Origin of the sequence: Puniceibacterium confluentis, assembly GCF_007923445.1 — a bacterium.
In the GTDB taxonomy this organism is placed as follows: Bacteria; Pseudomonadota; Alphaproteobacteria; order Rhodobacterales; family Rhodobacteraceae; genus Puniceibacterium; species Puniceibacterium confluentis.
This window is the reverse complement of the sequence record NZ_VOJI01000001.1, coordinates 1-18,128: the sequence shown is the minus strand read 5'-3', so window position 1 is coordinate 18,128 and position 18,128 is coordinate 1. Positions and strand designations below refer to the sequence as shown.

The following is an 18,128-nucleotide window of genomic DNA, read 5'->3' as shown; positions in this document are numbered from 1 at the left end:
GACCGGAGGGTGACCACTGAAAGCCGGCCCGCAATGCCCCGAGGGCAGAGATATGCCGGGCCAGCGCACGCATCAGGTCATTTGCCGGAGCCGTAGCGACGGGTCCAGTCTTCGGTGATGCGGGTCATCCAGCTGGGGTGCGGTTCGGGCAGTGCGACACCCAGTTCCGCGGGGCTGAGCGTGGCAATGCCCAGATCCAGTGCTTCGAATGCCGCGCGATCCGGTTCGGACAGCGCTTCCATGTCCAGTACGGTGCCATAGCCAAGCACGGCCGGATCCTGTGCCCGCGCCTGCGCGGCAGGCGACAGCAGCGTGTTGGCGACCACCATTGCCCCGGCCTTGGACCCCGAATTGTAGGGAATCGCCACATAGGACGCGTTGCCCAGGGTGCCATTCTCCAGAACGAAGGTGCGCACGGTGTCCGGCAGCTGATTGTTGGCTATCGCCGTCGATGCCTCTCCCGGGCTGAAGGAAATTGCGAGGTCGATCTCGTTGTCCGCCAGCAGTTGCAGCTGCGCCGGGCCTGTGGCGGGATAGGCCGATCCCGAGCGCCACAGCACCGGCGTCAGCGCGTCAAGATATTCCCATAGCGGTGCCGTCACCGCAGCATAGTCGGCATCGTCCGCGGCTTTGGACAGGGTGTCGCTGTTGTCCGTCAGTTCGATCAACGTCTGCTTGAGAAAGGTGGCACCCAGGAAATCCGGCGGCTGCGGATAGGTGAAACGACCGGGATTTGCCTGTGCCCATTTCAGGATCGCCTCGGCGGAGGGCTGCGGGTCCATGTCGGCGCTGTCATACATGTAAACGACCTGCGCCATCGCCCAGGGCGATTCGTATCCCTCTGTCGGCACGGTGAAATCCGACTGAACCGTTTTGCCAGCAACGTCGACGAACTGCCAGTTCGGCAGGTTTTCCGCAAAGGGGCCAAACAGCAGGTCCGCTTCCTTCATCGCGGCAAAGTTCGGTCCGTTGATCCAGATCATGTCCACTGCGCTGTCATCGTTCTGACCCGCCTGCCTTTCGTTCAGCACCCGGGTCACCGCATCGGCGGTGTCCGCCAGCTTGACATGTTCCAGCGTGACACCCTGTTCCGCCACCTGATCGCCAATCCAGGCTATGAAATCATTGGTGGCGGTCGATCCGCCCCAGGCGTGCCAGTAGACGGTCTGCCCCCGGGCATGTTGCAGCACGGTATCCCAATCTGCCGGATCGGGGTCGGCGGCAAGCACGGGCATTGGCGCCAGCAGGGCGGCCAGCAGGGGTAGGGCAGTAGCAAGGCGTGTCATGTCGTCTCCGCTTCAGTCATTGAAAATCTTGTAGGCGGCCAGCATCCGAAGGGTGGCAGTGGCAAAGCAAAGCGTGCCGAAAATCCAGCCGAGGGTTGAGAAGTGCTGAGGCAGCAGGCACAGAAGCACAAAAAAGCCGATGGTTTCGGTGCCCTCCAGCAGGCCATTGGAAAAGTAGAGCGATTTGGAGCCTTGAGAAGAGGTCTCCATCCCGCGCTTTGCCGCCAGAATCGCATAGCCGAGAAAACTGGTGCCGTTGAAGTAGAAGGACGCCAGCAGGAATGCCCCCGCCGCGCCATTGGCAACCGGATCCATCAGCACAAAGGCCAGCGGCACAGCGCCGTAAAACAAGAAGTCGCAGGCAATATCGAGATAGCCGCCAAAGTCGCTTTTGCTGCTGGCACGGGCAACTGCGCCGTCCAGCCCGTCGGCCAGCCGGGACAACAACAACGGCAGCAGCGCGGCAAGCGGCGCCCCGGCCCAGATCATCGCCGCCGACAGCAAACCCAGGGCGAGCCCAAGCAGGGTGATCTGGTTGGCGGAAATGCCCAGCGCGGCCACGCGCCGCCCGACCGCGTTCAGCGGCGGGTCAATCAGTCTGCGGGCGGCGGCATCGAACATCCTCAACTCCTGTCGGACAGGGGCATAAAGGCATGAGCCGATAGGCCGGGCAATGGCCATACGGGAATGTGACATGCTGTGTTCTCGCACGCTGTGACCGGACGGATTTGCATCTGCAGCAAAAAGCCGGTCTGGTGCGCATTGGACCCTGTAAGAATTGAGCCACACTTAAAATCCACGAAAGCGAGGCGACGATGTTTCCCAACCCCGGTCCGACGGTCGCCCGGCGCTGCCCGCGCATCGATGAGCCGCGCCGGTCATGAGCGACGTTCTGGTTCTGGGTGCGGGGATGGCGGGGCTGGGTGCGGCTCTGGCATTGCAGGCGCGTGGGTACGACTGCACCGTCCTGGACCGAGTCGGACCCGGACAAGAGACCAGCCATGGCAACGCCGGCATCCTGCAGTCCGAAGCTTCCGAACCCTATGCCTTGCCGCGCGCACCGCTGACGCTGTTGAGGATGGCCCTGGGCAAGGACAATGCTGTCGCGCTGGACCCGCTGGCTCTTCCTGGTCAGGCAGCCGCGTTGTTGCGGTACTGGTGGGCGTCGCAGCCCGGGCGGCACGCCGCGACGACCGTGCTGTACCGCCAGTTGATTTCCGAGGCGATCCCGGCGCATGCCCCCCTGATCGCCGCCGCCGGGGCGGACGGGCTGGTTCAACGCGACGGCTATTGGGAGGTCTACCGCACCGGCCGCACCTTTGAGGCTGCGGAAAGCGCTGCGCGTCGCATGGCGCAGCTATATGCCCAACCCTACACGGTGTTCGACGGTGATGCCTTGCGGCACGCCGAACCGGCGCTCAGATCCCGGCTGGCGGGGGCAATCCTGTGGACCGGCCCATGGCGGGTCACCGACCCGGGCGGACTGGTGCGGGCCTATGCTCGCCTGTTCGAACAGCGCGGCGGCCGCGTTGTCACCGGCGACGCCACCACGTTGCAACGACAGGGGGCAGGCTGGCGCGCCGGTGGATACGCGGCCGAGCGGGCGGTTGTGGCGCTTGGACCCTGGTCGCCGGCGCTGTTGCGCCAGTTTGGCTACCACGTTCCGATGGTTGCCAAGCGCGGCTATCATATGCATTTCAACGCTGCCCATGGCTTGCGCCGGTCGGTTGTCGATGCCGAGCACAGTCTCGTTCTGTCGCCCATGCGGCAGGGGCTGCGGCTGGCCACCGGGGCCGAGCTTTCGCGCCGGGCCGCCGCCTGTCCACGCCAGTTGCGCCGTGGCGAACGGGCCGCCCGGGAACTGCTGGACATAGGTCAGCCGGTGGAAAAGGTGGCCTGGTCGGGCATCCGGCCCTGCCTGCCGGGCATGCTGCCGCTGGTGATGCAGGCCCGGAATCACGACGGTCTGTGGCTGCATTTCGGGCATGGCCATCAGGGCTTTACCCTTGGACCGGCCACCGGAGAGCGTCTGGCGCGGGCGATGAGCGGTGACGCCTCTGCGGTCGCCGGGCTGGATCGGGGGATGATCTAGCGGAAACTGACGCGGCCGGTGCAGCGCGTGCCAGGGTTTCACGAGGCGGCGCGAAGAAACGGAAACCGTATTTCTGCGTCCCGGCCTCTGGGTTTCCTCGACGCCTTGGCGTACCCCGACACAGAGAAAATCAACAGGAGCCAGAAATGTCCCAGATCACCCGCCATCACACCGGCCCCCGCATGAGCCAGATCGTCGAACACGGTCAGACGATCTATCTTGCCGGACAGGTCGGGAAACCCGGCGATGACGTCACCGCCCAGACCAGAACCTGCCTCGAGTCCATCGACGTGCTGCTGGCCGAAGTCGGTGCCGACAAGACCCGCCTGCTGCAAGTCACCATCTGGCTGGCTGACATGGCGGATTTTGCCGCGATGAACGCGGTCTGGGACGCCTGGGTCGCGCCCGGTCACACCCCGGCGCGGGCCTGCGGCGAGGCCAAGCTTGCCACCTCCGACTATCTGGTCGAGTTTCTCGTGACCGCCGCAAAGCCCTGACACCCGTGGCGGTGTCGCTCAGACACCGCCGTCGCGTGCCCTGGTCCAGCGATGTATCCAGACCGGGGCAAGCGCCTGGCTTTGCGGTCCACGCATGACCAGACGCAGGTCCGACCGGTCTGCATTGCCCGGCCGCAGCTTGAACGCCACGCGCAGCCGCGTTGGTGCGTGTTTCCCGGCGGCTTCCCGCTCGCCCGCGGGCAAGGGAAGAAGCACCGGGTCAGACGCCTGCGCTCCGTCGGTCGCGGCAAGTTCCGGCCAGACGTTTTCCGGCAGGCCTTCGAAATCGACGACAAACTGCAATGACTGGCGGTCGTTCGGATCGATTCCGCTGCGGGTCTGGAAAATCCGCGCCCCGTTTTCCGGTGGCGGCGACAGCGTCCAGACCAGATCATAGTCAAAGCGGTGCTCGGACCCTTTTTCCAGCGACTGGCTTGGCCGCCAGAAGGCGACGATGTTGTCCATGAACTCGTCCCCGGTGGGGATTTCGATCAGGATCACCGCTCCGTTGCCCCAATCGCCACGCGGCTCGACCCGGGCCGAAGGACGTTGCCCGTATTTTGCCTCGGTGTCCTGAAAGGCGGCAAACCGGCGGTCGGACTGGTAGAGCCCGAAACTGCGCGGATCCGTGTCGTTGAAGGACGAGCTCTGCACCTTGGCCGGATTGCCGACCGGCCGCCAAAGCGTCTCGCCCGCGCCGTTCTGGACAACCAGCACGTCGCTGTCATGCACCGCCGGCCGGAAGTCGTCGCCGACCGAGGACCGCAGCGGCCCCTTGAAATACATCGAGGTGAGCGGCGCCACACCAATCGAATCCAGTGTCTTGCGGGGAAAGATGGTGACCGAGATCGCCTGCCGGGTGTCGTCACCCGGGGTGACGCGCATGTCGATGTGTGCCGACAGGGACGGGCTGTCGATCAGCCCCTCAATGCGCAACTTGCCATCAACGGGGGTGTGCAGGCGCAAATGGATGATCTCGGGAAATTCTTCGGGAGCTCCGCCGCCGGTGCCCAGCGCGACCGAGCGCGCGGACAGGCCGTAGACCATGTCGCGGCCGATGGCGCGGAAATAGCTCGCTCCCTGAATGACCAGAAATTCGTTCTTCTCGTCCGGATGATTCAGCGCCGTCCGCAACCGCACACCCGAAAAGCCCGCATTCGGCGCTTCGGCCGGAATCTCGTCAAAATATCGCAGGTCGAAGGAAAACAGATCGGGCGAAAAGCCATAGGGCTCGATGCCGTTTTCGGTCACCCGGTCGACGGTCACCGGAGTCTTGAAGAACAGCCCGGGCGGCAGCAGGTCCACGGCATAAACTCCGCCGTGGTCCAGCATGGCCGCCAGTCCGGGAAGCGGCCGGATGCCACGATACGAATCATAGTCGAGACCGGCGAAAGGCGGCGGAAGCGTCCGGTTCCCGGGCCGGTAGGGCTCGGAAGAAAGCTTTCGCGCCCGCGACAGCAGGTCATCGTCGGATCCGGAGTCGGACTGCGCATATCCGCCGCGCGCGCCCAGCAGAGTCGCGGCGGCGGTCACTGTGGTTAGAAAACTGCGTCTGTGCATTGTGTTACCGGTCAGTTCTGAGGGGGCCTGTTTCACCGGTCAAGATACGGGACAAGGACCGGCGCCGCCAGTAGCGGGACAGCAACAGGCAGAACAAACAGCAGCGCGGACGGATTGAGAACCCACACCACGGCCACAAGCGCCGTGCCTGCCAGCGCCTCGAGTGCGCCGCTGGGCAAAGTCAGGCTGCGGGTGCCAGGGTTTTTCCAGCCGCAGTCGCGGCCGCTCAGAACCGAGCCGACGGCCAGCACGTGACGAATCATGACGATGGGCGCCAGCAGGGACGAGAGCACCAGTTCAGCAAGGCTGGCGCGCAACAGGATCCGGCGTCCTCTTGCATGGTGTGTTGCGCGCAGTGACCGCAGCAACCCGCACAGTTTCGGAGTGAGCAGCAGCCCCGCCACCGCCAGCAATGGCCAGACGGTCGCGGTCGGCACCGACCCGGCGGCCAGCAGCACCACCAGCGCCAGCCAGATCGGACCCGCCACATAGCCCATGATGCCGACCGCCATGTGCAGACGGCTGATCGGATGCAGGCCCTGCGCCCCGATCAGACGGCTGTGTTGCAGGTTGCCCTGGCACCAACGCCGGTCACGTTTGTGAAATTCGGCCAGCGTCTGGGGACCATCCTCGGCGCTGGCGCGGGTATCGGCATCGATCTCGATCTTCCAGCCGGCGCGGCGCATGAGGGCTGCCTCGACGAAGTCGTGACTGAGAATGTCGCCGCCAAAGGGTGCCTGGCCGCTGAGTCTGGGCAGATGGCCCGCCTCGCGGAAGGCCTTGACCCGGATCAGCGCATTGTGGCCCCAGTAGTTGCCGGTATCTCCGGTCCAAAGCGCAAAGCCGGTCAGGAACGTCGGGCCCATCAGCCGCGCCGACAGGCGCTGCAGCTTGCCAAAGCGGGACTGCGCAGGAATCAGGCGCATCCCCGCCTGCAGCAGGCCGGTCTGCGGCGAGCGCTCCATCCGGGCGACCATGGCGGCGATGCGCGATGCGCCCATGCGGCTGTCGGCATCCAGCGTCATCATGTAATCGAAACGGTCACCAGAACTGTGCAGCCAATCCGCGATGTTGCCGGGTTTGCGGCCGGTGTTCACGGCACGGCGACGGTAGGTGACTTGTCCTGCTTCGATCAGGGGGGCCAGTGCCTGCGTCTCGACGGCAATTTTTTCGGCATCGCGGGTGTCGGACAACACGAACAGGGTGGTGGTGTGCTTGATTCCCTGACGCTCAAGATCGGTGGCAAGGTCGGCCAGCATCCGGGCAGGACCGGCAGGATTCTCGCCGCAGAGAGTGAGCAGAACCGCCGTGCGGCCGTTCGGAGCCCATCCCGGGGCGGCGCGGAACGGTGTCTGCCGCGGCGCCATCAGTCCGATCAGCGCGGTGGTGGCACCCAGCGCCAGCGTCAGCGTGGTCAGCGTCATCAGCACGAAGGCAAGGCCGCTGGCCAGGGTCCAGTCGTCGATCGCGGCGGCAAACCCCGTTGCCACAAGCAGGGTCAGGGTCAGGGTCAGCGCGGCCTGAAGCCAGGCCAGAGAATGGCCCTGACCCGGATGCGGATAAGACGACGGGACCAGAACCGATCGCTGCGACCGACGGCGCAATGGGACCGGTGGCAGAACCGCCCGCAAAGGGGTCGGTGCCACCCGGTGAGGGGAGACATGCAAAGTCATAGTGAACCTTCGTGCGTTCGGAGCGTGCGTTGGAGACGGCTCCTTTAGTCTGCATTTACCGCTTCGCTGCGCCGCCGCAATGGGGTATGAAAAAAAACCTGAAGCGCTTGCCAATTGGCGGGATCCGCGTGGGCGAATTTCCGCCACAAGACTGTAATCGCTCAAAAAATTATCACATTGCAACGGAACCTTTTAGCAGTTCGCTGCAACTGCACAATAGCAATCTCTTGCGGTCCACGCCGGGCTGTGCTTTTCCCTGAGCCAGGATGAAGAGACCGGCCCGGAAAATCACGACGCGCACAATGACCGCCACATGCCGGGCGCTCTTGATCGCCCGTGCCGCGGCTGGTTGGCCATGATGCGCCCTGTGCCCCGGCTGGGAAAACGCGCATTCCGCGCAGCTCAGATCCTGGTCAGTATCGCCCTGCTTGCGGTTCTCTGGAACGCCGTCGGGGGGGCCGAGGCGCTTGGCAGCCTGATGCGCGCCAAGGCCGATTGGCTGCTGCTGGCCTATGTCGCGCTGACCCTGCAGACGGTGCTGTCCGGTCTGCGCTGGAAATTGACAGCACAGGGCCTTGGGCAACGGTTCACATCGGGGCAGGCGGTGCGCGAATATTACCTCGCTCAGTTCGTGAACCAATCGCTGCCCGGCGGCATGGTGGGTGATGCAGGCCGCGCGTTGCGGGCGCGACACCAGGCTGGCCTGATGCGTGCATCCCAGGGTGTGGTGTTCGAGCGGCTGTCAGGTCAGGTGGCGGTCTTTGCGGTCATGGCGCTGGCCTTTTTGGTGACTTCCCTCGCCCCCGGTGGTCTGGATTGGCCGCTCTGGGTGCGGTCCTTTGTGGTGCCGCTGATCCTTTTCGGAGTGGCGGCTCCGGTGGTGTTCTGGTTGGGGGGGCTGCTGCCCGGACCGCAAAGTCGCGCGCTTGACAGTCTGTGGGCAGCGCTGCACGCCGCGCTGCTGGCGCCCCGGGTTCTGGGCTGGCAAATCCTTCTGGGGCTTGCCACCACGGCCTGTACCCTGTCAGCTTTTGCCTTTTGCGCGCGGGCCACGGGCACCGACCTGTCGCTGGCCGAGATTCTGGGGATCGTGCCGCTGATCCTGTTCACCATGTTGATTCCGGTCTCTGTCTCGGGCTGGGGGTTGCGCGAAGGTGCGGCTGCGGCGCTGTTCCCGGTCGCCGGGGCTTCGGCGGCCAGCGGACTGGCGGCCAGCATCGCCTTTGGTCTCGTGTTCATAGCCGTGGTTCTTCCCGGGGTGCTGCCGCTGCTGCAAGGCCGCCGGAAATCGCCCTGAAAACACTCATGTCGTAAAATACGACACTGGTGACGTTTTCCGTCGGGACGCGGTCACGGGTTCGGGGCAGGATGGTTGCATGAGCCCATCAGCAGCGGAGTTGCCATATGTCCCGGGATCCCCTTCTTCAGCCCTATGCTTTGGGGTCCCTGACCTTGAAGAACCGGATCATGACCACCAGTCACGAACCGGCCTACCCCGAAGACGGCATGCCAAAGGACAGGTATCGCGCCTATCACGCCGCCCGGGCAAAGGCCGGTGTGGCTCTGACCATGACCGCCGGGTCGGCGGCAGTTTCGCGAAACTCGCCACCGGTTTTCAACAACGTGCTGGCCTACCGCGACGAGGTGGTGCCCTGGATGAAGGCTCTGGCTGACGAGTGTCACGGCCATGGCTGCGCGGTGATGATCCAGCTTACCCATCTGGGCCGGCGCACGCAGTGGAACAAGGGGGACTGGCTGCCGGTGGTGTCACCTGGCCCGTTTCGCGAACCGTCACACCGCGCCTTTCCCAAGGTGATCGAAGACTGGGAAATAGACCGCATCATTCAGGACTATGCCGACGCGGCAGAACGGATGCAGGCGGCGGGACTCGATGGTGTCGAGTTCGAGTGTTACGGCCACCTGATGGATCAATTCCTGTCCCCGCTGACCAACGCTCTGGACGCACCCTGGGGCGGATCGCTGGAAAACCGTGCCCGTTTCGCGCTCGAGGTTTACCGCGCCTGTCGCAAGCGCGTGGGCAAGGGGTTCCTGCTGGGGATGCGGTATTCGGCGGACGAGGTGGCCAAGGGTGGCATCGATGCGGAAGAAGGCATCGCCATCGGTCATCTTTTCAAGGAGGCGGGTGTCGACTTCCTGAACATCATCCGGGGGCAGATCCACACCGATGCGGCGTTGACAGACGTGATCCCGGTGCAGGGCATGAAATCGGCCCCGCATCTGGATTTTGCCGGGCGCATCCGCGCCGAAGTCGGTCTGCCGACGTTCCATGCCGCGCGGATCCCGGATGTGGCCACGGCACGCCACGCGGTGGCCAGCGGTCAGCTTGACATGGTGGGCATGACCCGCGCCCACATGGCCGATCCGCAGGTGGTGCAAAAGATCATCGAGGGCCGCGAAGAGGATATCCGTCCCTGTGTCGGCGCGACGTACTGTCTGGACCGGATCTATCAGGCGGGTGATGCCCTGTGCATCCACAATGCGGCGACGGGGCGCGAGTTGTCGATGCCGCACGACATCCCTGCGGCGACCCTGCGCCGGAAGGTGGTGGTCGTCGGTGCCGGACCTGCCGGGCTCGAGGCGGCGCGGGTGGCCGCCGAACGCGGCCATGACGTCACGGTGTTCGAGGCGGCGGGCGACCCCGGCGGGCAGGTCCGCCTGACCGCGCTGGACCCGAGGCGCAAGGAGATGATCGGCATCATCGACTGGCGCATGGCGCAATGTGCCGCGCGCGACGTTACCTTTCACTTCAACACCTATGCCGAGGCTGCGGATGTGACCGCGCTGTCACCCGATGTGGTGATCGTCGCCACAGGGGGATTGCCCAACACCGATGTGCTCGAGACCGGCAATGATCTGGTGGTCTCGGCCTGGGACATCCTGGCCGGCGATGTCAAACCGGGCACCTCTGTACTGCTTTACGACGATGCGGGGGACCATGCGGCAATGCAGGCGGCGGACCTGATCGCCCACGCGGGCAAACACGTGGAGATCATGACGCCGGACCGCAGCTTTGCTCCCGACGTGATGGCGATGAACCTGGTGCCCTACATGCGCAACCTTCAGAACAAGGATGTGCGCTTTACCGTGACCTACCGACTGATGGCGGTGGAAAAGGACGGCAATCGCCTGCGCGCGGTGATCGGCACCGATTATTCCAACCACAGGGAAGAGCGGCACTTTGATCAGATTGTCGTCAATCACGGCACCCTGCCGCTGGACGAGCTGTATTTCGCGCTGAAGCCCCTTTCCAGCAATCTTGGCGCCGTGGATCAGGACGCGCTGATCGCCGGGCGGGCGCAGAGGGACAGGCGCAATGTGCAGGGAACCTTCCAGCTGTTCCGGATCGGTGATGCGGTGTCAGCGCGCAACACCCACGCGGCGATTTACGATGCGCTGCGGCTGATGAAGGATGTCTAGCGGCCGTGTGTGCCGGGCAGCTGTCGCGCCCCGGTGTGACGCGAAAGTCCCCGATGTCCATTCCGGTCGATGAAACACCGCAAATGAACCAACGGCCCGGCGGCAAATGTCCCAAAGATCACCGCAACGGACCGTGATTCCCAACCCGCCAACGCAGGACCCCTTTCCATGCTCAGAGACGCCGACGTTCTCTCTCTTCTCTTGTCGCGCCAGCCCGGCTATTCGCTGGAACAGCCGTTCTATCAGGACCCGGGCCTGTACGACTCTGACCTGCGCCACATCTGGTACAGGGACTGGCTGATGACCGCAGTCAGCGCCGAACTGCCCAAGACAGGCAGCTATGTCACCCGGCAGATCGGCGACCATTCGGTGATCGTGGTGCGCGGTGCCGACGGCGTGGTGCGCGCGTTCCACAATTCGTGCCGTCACCGGGGCAGCCGGATCTGTTCCGCCGCCAAGGGCAACAGCCCGAAACTGGTCTGCCCCTACCACCAGTGGACCTACGAACTTGACGGCCGGCTGCTCTATGCCCGCGAGATGGGCGCGGATTTCAAGCCTGCCGAGTTTGGCCTGAAGCCGGTGCATTGCGAAGAGGTGGCTGGCCTGATCATGATCTGCCTTGCCGACGAGGCGCCGGATTTTGCCCCCATGCGTGCCCAGGCGGAAAAATACGTCGGACCGCACGGCCTTAAGGACTGCAAGGTCGCGTTCGAGTCGACCATTGTCGAACAGGGCAACTGGAAGCTGGTGATGGAGAACAACCGCGAATGTTACCATTGCGCCGGCTCGCACCCGTCGTTGTGCCGCACCTTCCCCGAGGATCCCAACCTGTTTGGCGGCGCCGATGGCAAGGGCTCGGCCGTTCTCGAGGACCACATTGCCAAGTGCGAGGCGGCGGGGCTGCCGTCGAAATTCAGCATCGCGTCGGACGAACAATGGCGGTTCATCCGCATTCCGTTTCTGGGGCAGGCAACAAGCTATACAATGGATGGCAAGCCGGCGGTGTCCAGACGGGTCGGCGACGTGCCGTTTGACGCCGCAGGAAGCTGCCTGCTGTATCACTTCCCCAACAACTGGAATCATTTCCTGAGCGATCAGGGCCTGGTGTTCCGCATGACTCCGATTTCACCGACCGAGACCGAAGTGACAACGGTCTGGCTGGTGCACAAGGACGCGGTCGAGGGCGTGGATTACGACCTTCAGCGCCTGACCGAAGTCTGGGTGGCGACGAACTCCGAAGACCGCGCCATTGTCGAGGAAAACCAGCGCGGCATCCGCTCGCCTGCCTACGTCCCCGGCCCCTATTCGGCGCATCAGGAAAGCGGCGTGATCCAGTTTGTCGACTGGTATGCCCGCACCCTGCAGCGGCGTTTGACCGGACGCGGCAAGCGCGGCCTGATGGCGGCGGAGTGATCCCATGATCCCGATGCCGAAAGAGGATTCGCCGATCTGGAAAGATTCCGAGTTGCTGGAATGCGTGCAGTGCATTCCGGAAGCACCGGATGTTGTCAGCTTCGTCTTTCGCCCGCCGTCGGGCTCACGGTTCCTCTACAAGGCCGGGCAGTTCGTGACGCTGGACCTTCCGGTGCCGGGCGGAAACATCCAGCGGACCTATACGATCTCGTCCAACCCGGCGGCCACGGCCTATATCACCGTGACGGTGAAGGCGCAGAAGCAAAGCGTGGCAACCCGCTGGATGCTGGACCACCTGAAACCTGGCATGCGGCTCAAGGTGTTCGGCCCCACCGGCCTTTTCCATCTGCCACCGCAGCCGGATGACAAATATCTGTTCATTTCGGCGGGCTCGGGCGTCACGCCGATGATGTCGATGGCGGCGTTCCTGTGGGAGCGTGGCGAAGATCCTGACATCACCTTCATCTCTGCTGCGCGACGTCCGTCCGAGCTGATTTTTCGCCGCAAGCTGGAACACATGGCCAGCCGGGTGCAGGGCATCAAGCTGAACTTCGTGGTGAAAGAGGATGATCCCTACGACGCCTGGACCGGCTATCGCGGGCGGTTCAACCAGTTGATGCTGGGCCTGATGGCGCCGGATTACCTGGAGCGCGAAGTCTATTGCTGCGGACCTGAAAGCTTCATGGCTTCGGTGCGCGACATGCTCAACAGCCTGGGCTACGACATGGCGCACTACCATCAGGAAAGCTTTGCCGCGCCTGCGGAAACCAAGGAAGAGCTGACCGAGTTCGATGATGTGGTGCCGCAGGACCGTGCCGTGGCGGAGCTGGTGTTCACCAGGTCCGGAAAATCCGTGGCTTGCCACGAGACGGACACCGTGCTGGCCATAGCCAAGGCTTCCGGGCTGAACATTCCGTCCGGCTGCACCTTTGGCGTCTGCGGCACTTGCAAGGTCCGCAAGGTCTCTGGCGAGGCGCATATGGTACACAACGGCGGGATTTCAGAGGACGACATCGCCGACGGCTACATTCTGGCGTGCTGTTCCAACCCGATCGGACGGCTGGAGGTCGAAGCATAGCGGGCGACGGTACCTCACCCCTGATCCGGTCGCAAATCCTGTAGCGTCATGCCGTGGCGCGACACGAACCGGGCAAGTTCGCTGTCGCTGGCCGCAGTCCCGGTAAAGGTCTGCACGTAATAGGGCATCCGGGGCAGGCGCAGTTCCGGCGGTTCGACCACCATCATCGAGACATAGCCGATCTGCGTGTAATAGACCGTAAAAGCCCGCACTTCGGCCTCGGCGGGGGCGTATCCGAAGCGTTCGAACATCGCGCGGATGGCGGCAATCCTGTCCTGATCCGTGCTTTCCAGCACGGCGCGCAAAGCGGGATCGCCCAATGCCCAGTTGCGGATCGCAAAATCCAGTTGAGCGTCGAACAGACCGGGTTGCAGCCAGCAGTCGAACAGGTTCAGCACCGCTTCGGCGATCGTTTCGGCAAAGGCCCGGGTCCGCGCCACCATGTTGCCGGTGTTCTTGTCCTGCCAGCGGGCGATCAGCGCCGCAAGCAGCGCCTCGCGGCTGTCGAAATGTCCGTAGAAGCTGGTCCGTGACAGGCCGACACGCTTGGCCAGCGGCATCACCTTGACGGCCTCGACCCCCTGTTCGATCAGCAGCTGGTATGCGGCTTCGAGCCAGAGTTCCTCGGACCCGCGCCAGCCACTTGTTTTTACCGCCATGCCGTGCCCCTGTTGCTGGCGACCTGAGTATCCGGGTCAGGCCGTCGATGCAATTCGCAGCACGGTTTTGCCTGTCGGATGTGCATTCAGAAACAGCTTCTGTGCATCGGGCTGTTGTGCCTTGTGCCCCGGCATTATTGCTGCAATGCAGCACGGATGTGGTCTTTGCCGCGCCGTCAATTGTCCTTTAGCGATCCTGCGCGCACCTGGCGCGGTTCAGCCTGAACGAGGAAACCCCGATGCAACCAAACCGTTTCCCTTTGCCCACCGTCCTGGCGCTGGTTCTGGCCGCTGCCCTGCCTGGCGCCGCTGCGGCGCAGGGCTCGGAACGGCCGCCGACACCGGTCACAGTGGTCACGTTACAGCCGGAAAATGTCACGTTGACCTCGACCCTGCCGGGCCGGGTTGTCGCCTCGGCTGCCGCCGAAGTGCGTCCGCAGGTGGCCGGGATCATCACCGAGCGGCTGTTCACCGAAGGTGGGCGTGTCGAAGTCGGCGATGTTCTCTTCACCATCGATCCCGCCACCTACGAGGCAAACCTGGCACAGGCCAAGGCGCAGGTGTCGCTGGCGCAGGCACAGTTGAACGCCGCGGAAAAGGAACTGACCCGGTTCGAGGAACTGCGCCAGCGCAACGTCGCCTCGGATCAGGCCTATGATTCAGCTCTGGCCACCCGCGAGGCCAATGCCGCCAGCCTGCAAGTTGCACTGGCGCAGTTGCAGGGCGCGCAGATCGAGCTGGACCGCACCCGGATCCGCGCCAGGCTGTCGGGCGAGATCGGCCGGTCCCTGACCAGCCAGGGCGCGTTGGTGACCGCCAGTCAGGCCGCTCCTCTGGCCGTGATCCGCAACATCGACACCGTATACGTCGACGTGACCCAATCCGCCGCCGAAGTGCTGCAATGGCGCCGTGGTGCCGGAGTCGAGGGGCTGGGCGAAATTGACCGCGCGGTGTCGCTGACGCTGGCTGATGGCAGTGTGTTCGATCAGACCGGCAGCCTGACGGCCGCCGAGCCGGATGTGGACGAACAGACCGGTGTGGTCGTGCTGCGGATGAGCTTTGACAACCCTGACAAGCTGCTGCTGCCGGGGATGTATGTTCAGGTCGAAATGCCGACCCGCCCCATCGTGGGTGCCTTCCGCGTCCCCCAGGAGGGGGTCAGCCGCGACCGGCGCGGCCAGCCCATCGCCATGATCGTGACCGGTGACAATACGGTCGAGCAGGTGCCGCTGACCATCGCGCAGGATCTGGGGTCGGACTGGATTGTCACAGACGGGCTGAGCGCCGGCGCAAAGGTGATCGTCGAGGGCCTGCAAAAGGTTCAGCCCGGCGCCACCGTTGCCGCGTCCGAGCGGGCGCAACTGGCCAAAGCGGCGGACCCCGTCGCCAACGCCAGGACCGAATAACCCAGAACCGTCGACCCAGACCCGATCCGGAGCACCGCACATGGCCCGCTTTTTCATCGACCGCCCGATCTTTGCCTGGGTTCTTTCGATTTTCATCATGGGGATCGGCGTGCTGTCGATCCTGACCCTGCCGATCGCGCAATATCCGCAGATCGCGCCGCCCACGGTGTCGGTCAGCGCCGCCTACCCCGGGGCATCGGCGGACACGGTGGCCAACACCGTCACGCAGGTGATCGAACAACAGATGACCGGCCTGGACGGTCTGCGCTATATCTCGTCCAGTTCGACCTCGTCCGGCGGTGCGTCGATCACCCTGACGTTTGAAACCGGCACCGACCCGGACATCGCGCAGGTGCAGGTGCAGAACAAGCTGGCACAGGCCACGGCGCTGCTGCCCGAACCGGTGACGCGGCAGGGCGTGACGGTGCGCAAATCCTCTTCCGGCTTCCTGATGGTGGTCGGCCTGATCTCGGAAGACGGCACCTTCGATGCGACCGACCTGTCGGACTACCTTGTGTCAAACATGGTGAACGAGATCAGCCGGGTCGAGGGTGTCGGCAACGTGCAGGTGTTCGGGGCGCAATACGCCATGCGCATCTGGCTGGACCCGTCCAAGCTGGCGGCGTTCGAACTGACTCCGACGGATGTTGTCGCCGCCGTATCCGCCGAAAACGCCCAGATCTCCGCGGGCTCCTTCGGGTCGCGCCCCGCGGTCGAGGGTCAGCAGCTGAACGCCACGATCACAGCGCAGTCGCTGCTGCGCACTCCCGAAGACTTTCGCCAGATCGTGCTGCGGGCCGAGACCGACGGCGGGCTTGTGCTGCTCAACGACGTGGCGCGGGTGGAAATCGGGGCCGAGAACTACAGCACGATCTCGCGTTTCAACGCTGCACCGGCTTCGGGGATGGCGATCAGCCTCGCCCCCGGTGCCAACGCTCTGGACACCGCCGCAGCCGTGAAGGCGCGGATCGACGATTTTGCCCGGGTGTTCCCCGATGGCATTGGTTACGTGATCCCGTTCGACACCACGCCCTTTGTGACCATCTCGATCGAGGAAGTGGTGAAAACCCTGGCCGAGGCCATCGTGCTGGTCTTTCTGGTGATGTTCCTGTTCCTTCAGAACTTGCGGGCGACGCTGATCCCGACGCTTGCGGTTCCGGTCGTGCTGCTGGGCACCTTCGGGGTGCTTGCGGCCTTTGGCTTTTCGATCAACACGCTGACCATGCTGGCCATGGTTCTGGCGATCGGTCTGCTGGTCGACGATGCCATCGTCGTGGTGGAAAATGTCGAACGGATCATGGAGCAGGAGGGGCTGAGCCCGCTCGAGGCCACCCGCAAGTCCATGGACCAGATCACCGGTGCGCTGATCGGCATCGCCGTGGTGCTGTCGGTGGTGTTTGTACCGATGGTGTTCTTCCCCGGTTCGACCGGGGTGATTTACAAACAATTCGCCGTGACCATCATCAGCGCCATGGCGCTGTCTGTGGTGGTGGCGCTGACCCTGACGCCGGCGCTGTGCGCAACGCTGCTGAAAAAGCCTGCGCACGACAAGAAACGCGGGGTGTTCGGGCTGTTCAACCGCGGGTTCGACAAAACCGTCAACGGCTATGGCCACAGCGTCGCCTACATAGTGCGCCGACCGTTCCGTATGGTCCTCGTCTATGGCGCGATCCTTGCCGCCATGGGGTTCCTGTTCATGCGCACCCCCGAAGGATTCCTGCCGGCCGAAGATCAGGGCATTCTCTTTACCCTGATCCAGGGTCCGACCGGGGCAACGGCAGAGCGCACGCTCGAGGTGGTGAAGCAGGTCGAAAGCTACTATCTCGAACAGGAAGGCGATCTGGTGGAATCCGCTTTCGGCGTTGTCGGTTTCAGCTTTGCCGGGCAGGGTCAGAACATGGGGCTGGCGTTTGTCCGGCTCAAGGATTGGGATCAACGCACCGCCCCCGGATCCTCGGTTCAGGCCATCGCCGGGCGCGCCTTTGGCGCCTTCAGCCAGATTCAGGATGCCATGGTGTTTCCGATCGTGCCGCCGTCGGTGATCGAACTTGGCAACGTGTCGGGGTTTGACTTTTTCCTTCAGGCCCGCGCCGGGCAGACACATGAACAACTGTTGCAGGCGCGCAACCAGATGCTCGGGCTGGCCGCGCAAAGCCCGCTGATCGCGTCGGCCCGGCCTTCGGGGCTGGAGGACGCGGCGCAGTTCAACCTGGACATCGACTGGCGCAAGGCCGGGGCGATGGGCGTGTCGGCCACGGATGTCGGTAACCTGCTGTCGGTGGCATGGGCCGGGCGCTACGTGAACGATTTCATCGACCAGGGCCGGATCAAGCGGGTCTACGTCCAGGGCGAGGCGGATGCACGCGCCACGCCGTCAGATCTGGAGAAATGGCGGGTGCGCAACGACAGCGGCGGGCTGGTGCCGTTTTCCAACTTTGCCTCCGGCAACTGGACCTTTGGCGCGCAGGGGGTAAACCGCTACAACGGCGTCCCCGCGATGCAGATCCAGGGCTCGCCCGCGCCCGGCGTTTCCACCGGCGAGGCCATTGCCGCAATCGAAGCCATGGTCGACCAGTTGCCCCCGGGCTATCAGGTGGCCTGGACCGGCCTGTCGCTCGAGGAACAGCAATCGGGCAACCAGGCGCCGCTGCTTTACGCGCTCAGCCTCGCCGCGGTGTTTCTGGCGCTGGCGGCACTCTATGAAAGCTGGTCGATTCCCTTTGCGGTGATGCTGGCCATGCCCATCGGCGTGCTGGGCGCGCTGGGCGGCGCGTATCTGGGCAGCTTTGAAAATGGCGTGTTCTTTCAGGTCGGCCTGCTGACGGTGATCGGTCTGACCGGCAAGAACGCGATCCTGATCGTGGAATTCGCCCGTGAACAGCGCGAGGCAGGCAGGCCCCTGTTCGAGGCGGTGACCGAAGCCGCGAAACAGCGGTTCCGGCCGATTCTCAGTTCCCATTCATTCTGCCCATGTCGGGCAGGTTTATCGGGTTCATTATCGATGGCATGCCTATTTTGGCGCGGAC

General features: G+C 64.1%; 13 protein-coding genes. 8 read left to right on the top strand and 5 right to left on the bottom strand.

Annotation, left to right across the window (positions count from 1 at the left end; genetic code table 11):
* Positions 1–77 precede the first annotated feature (77 nt).
* A complete protein-coding gene (locus tag FOY53_RS00065) occupies positions 78–1,286 on the bottom strand; it encodes an ABC transporter substrate-binding protein (RefSeq protein WP_146584414.1) in 1,209 nt (402 codons plus the stop codon).
* 12 nt (positions 1,287–1,298) lie between these two features.
* Positions 1,299–1,907: a CDP-alcohol phosphatidyltransferase family protein gene (locus tag FOY53_RS00060; protein ID WP_146584412.1), complete on the bottom strand. Its 609-nt coding sequence runs from the start codon at positions 1,905–1,907 to the stop codon at positions 1,299–1,301.
* Positions 1,908–2,166: 259 nt separating this feature from the next.
* On the opposite strand from FOY53_RS00060, the gene FOY53_RS00055 reads away from it, so the two are divergent.
* Both FOY53_RS00055 and FOY53_RS00050 read left to right on the top strand, forming a co-directional pair.
* Positions 2,167–3,378 (top strand): NAD(P)/FAD-dependent oxidoreductase, encoded by a 1,212-nt coding sequence (locus FOY53_RS00055; protein WP_146584409.1) that lies wholly within the window; start codon positions 2,167–2,169, stop codon positions 3,376–3,378.
* Between the two features lie 146 nt (positions 3,379–3,524).
* Positions 3,525–3,875 (top strand): RidA family protein, encoded by a 351-nt coding sequence (locus tag FOY53_RS00050; RefSeq protein WP_146584407.1) that lies wholly within the window; start codon positions 3,525–3,527, stop codon positions 3,873–3,875.
* Between the two features lie 18 nt (positions 3,876–3,893).
* Here the strand turns inward: FOY53_RS00050 and FOY53_RS00045 are convergent, their stop codons facing one another.
* Both FOY53_RS00045 and mdoH read right to left on the bottom strand, forming a co-directional pair.
* Positions 3,894–5,408: an OpgD/OpgG family glucan biosynthesis protein gene (locus tag FOY53_RS00045; RefSeq protein WP_222435202.1), complete on the bottom strand. Its 1,515-nt coding sequence runs from the start codon at positions 5,406–5,408 to the stop codon at positions 3,894–3,896.
* A gap of 59 nt (positions 5,409–5,467) precedes the next feature.
* Positions 5,468–7,081 carry a glucans biosynthesis glucosyltransferase MdoH gene (gene mdoH / locus FOY53_RS00040; protein ID WP_222435201.1) on the bottom strand — a complete coding sequence of 538 codons (1,614 nt, stop codon included), beginning with the start codon at positions 7,079–7,081 and terminating at the stop codon, positions 5,468–5,470.
* A gap of 382 nt (positions 7,082–7,463) precedes the next feature.
* Between mdoH and FOY53_RS00035 the strand changes: the two genes are divergently transcribed.
* The 4 genes from FOY53_RS00035 to FOY53_RS00020 all read left to right on the top strand — a co-directional run bounded on the left by FOY53_RS00035 (position 7,464) and on the right by FOY53_RS00020 (position 13,037).
* Complete coding sequence (locus FOY53_RS00035) at positions 7,464–8,405, top strand: lysylphosphatidylglycerol synthase transmembrane domain-containing protein (protein ID WP_146584401.1); 942 nt, start codon at positions 7,464–7,466, stop codon at positions 8,403–8,405.
* A gap of 107 nt (positions 8,406–8,512) precedes the next feature.
* Positions 8,513–10,546, top strand: a complete 2,034-nt coding sequence (locus FOY53_RS00030) for an NADH:flavin oxidoreductase (RefSeq protein ID WP_146584399.1) — start codon at positions 8,513–8,515, stop codon at positions 10,544–10,546.
* A gap of 168 nt (positions 10,547–10,714) precedes the next feature.
* Positions 10,715–11,959 carry an aromatic ring-hydroxylating oxygenase subunit alpha gene (locus tag FOY53_RS00025; RefSeq protein ID WP_146584397.1) on the top strand — a complete coding sequence of 415 codons (1,245 nt, stop codon included), beginning with the start codon at positions 10,715–10,717 and terminating at the stop codon, positions 11,957–11,959.
* Between the two features lie 13 nt (positions 11,960–11,972).
* A complete protein-coding gene (locus tag FOY53_RS00020; protein ID WP_222435211.1) occupies positions 11,973–13,037 on the top strand; it encodes an FAD-binding oxidoreductase in 1,065 nt (354 codons plus the stop codon).
* Between the two features lie 14 nt (positions 13,038–13,051).
* Here the strand turns inward: FOY53_RS00020 and FOY53_RS00015 are convergent, their stop codons facing one another.
* Positions 13,052–13,696 (bottom strand): TetR/AcrR family transcriptional regulator, encoded by a 645-nt coding sequence (locus tag FOY53_RS00015; RefSeq protein ID WP_146584393.1) that lies wholly within the window; start codon positions 13,694–13,696, stop codon positions 13,052–13,054.
* Positions 13,697–13,935: 239 nt separating this feature from the next.
* Here FOY53_RS00015 and FOY53_RS00010 point away from each other — a divergent pair, with 239 nt between their 5' ends.
* A complete protein-coding gene (locus FOY53_RS00010; RefSeq protein ID WP_146584391.1) occupies positions 13,936–15,102 on the top strand; it encodes an efflux RND transporter periplasmic adaptor subunit in 1,167 nt (388 codons plus the stop codon).
* A 40-nt stretch (positions 15,103–15,142) separates the two neighbouring features.
* The coding region (locus tag FOY53_RS00005) for an efflux RND transporter permease subunit (RefSeq protein WP_146584389.1) at positions 15,143–18,128 on the top strand (2,986 nt) is incomplete at its 3' end.